The following is a 1,742-nucleotide window of genomic DNA, read 5'->3' on the forward strand; positions in this document are numbered from 1 at the left end:
TTACTTTTCTATCAGACAATCTGTGTGAGCACGCCACTCGAATCAATATCATTAGGTAAGGAGGTGATCCAACCGCAGGTTCCCCTACGGTTACCTTGTTACGACTTCACCCCAGTCATGAATCACAAAGTGGTAAGCGCCCTCCCGAAGGTTAAGCTACCTACTTCTTTTGCAACCCACTCCCATGGTGTGACGGGCGGTGTGTACAAGGCCCGGGAACGTATTCACCGTAGCATTCTGATCTACGATTACTAGCGATTCCGACTTCATGGAGTCGAGTTGCAGACTCCAATCCGGACTACGACGTACTTTATGAGGTCCGCTTGCTCTCGCGAGTTCGCTTCTCTTTGTATACGCCATTGTAGCACGTGTGTAGCCCTACTCGTAAGGGCCATGATGACTTGACGTCATCCCCACCTTCCTCCGGTTTATCACCGGCAGTCTCCTTTGAGTTCCCGACCGAATCGCTGGCAACAAAGGATAAGGGTTGCGCTCGTTGCGGGACTTAACCCAACATTTCACAACACGAGCTGACGACAGCCATGCAGCACCTGTCTCAGAGTTCCCGAAGGCACTAAGCTATCTCTAGCGAATTCTCTGGATGTCAAGAGTAGGTAAGGTTCTTCGCGTTGCATCGAATTAAACCACATGCTCCACCGCTTGTGCGGGCCCCCGTCAATTCATTTGAGTTTTAACCTTGCGGCCGTACTCCCCAGGCGGTCGATTTAACGCGTTAGCTCCGGAAGCCACGCCTCAAGGGCACAACCTCCAAATCGACATCGTTTACAGCGTGGACTACCAGGGTATCTAATCCTGTTTGCTCCCCACGCTTTCGCACCTGAGCGTCAGTCTTTGTCCAGGGGGCCGCCTTCGCCACCGGTATTCCTCCAGATCTCTACGCATTTCACCGCTACACCTGGAATTCTACCCCCCTCTACAAGACTCTAGCTTGCCAGTTTCAAATGCAGTTCCCACGTTAAGCGCGGGGATTTCACATCTGACTTAACAAACCGCCTGCGTGCGCTTTACGCCCAGTAATTCCGATTAACGCTTGCACCCTCCGTATTACCGCGGCTGCTGGCACGGAGTTAGCCGGTGCTTCTTCTGCGAGTAACGTCAATGAACAGTGCTATTAACACTGAACCCTTCCTCCTCGCTGAAAGTGCTTTACAACCCTAAGGCCTTCTTCACACACGCGGCATGGCTGCATCAGGCTTGCGCCCATTGTGCAATATTCCCCACTGCTGCCTCCCGTAGGAGTCTGGACCGTGTCTCAGTTCCAGTGTGGCTGGTCATCCTCTCAGACCAGCTAGGGATCGTCGCCTAGGTGAGCCATTACCCCACCTACTAGCTAATCCCATCTGGGCACATCTGATGGCGTGAGGCCCGAAGGTCCCCCACTTTGGTCCGTAGACGTTATGCGGTATTAGCTACCGTTTCCAGTAGTTATCCCCCTCCATCAGGCAGTTTCCCAGACATTACTCACCCGTCCGCCGCTCGTCACCCGGAGAGCAAGCTCTCCTGTGCTACCGCTCGACTTGCATGTGTTAGGCCTGCCGCCAGCGTTCAATCTGAGCCATGATCAAACTCTTCAATTTAAAAGTTCGATTTGCTTCAACTCGTGAAGCGATGCTCAAAGGTTACTAAATGAATTTTACTTCAGTAGTCACTCTTCAAGACTTGATATTTTTTCGTACCCGAAGGTACTGGATATCGTCTTGTGGAGTGCCCACACAGATTGT

General features: G+C 52.1%; 1 rRNA gene. It reads right to left on the reverse strand.

What is annotated here, in order from left to right:
• Positions 1-56: 56 nt before the first annotated feature.
• Positions 57-1,598: ribosomal RNA gene (locus QZQ97_RS24470) — 16S ribosomal RNA — on the reverse strand.
• Between the last annotated feature and the right edge of the window lie 144 nt (positions 1,599-1,742).

Origin of the sequence: Serratia sp. root2 (assembly GCF_031931805.1) — a bacterium.
GTDB lineage: Bacteria > Pseudomonadota > Gammaproteobacteria > Enterobacterales > Enterobacteriaceae > Serratia > Serratia inhibens.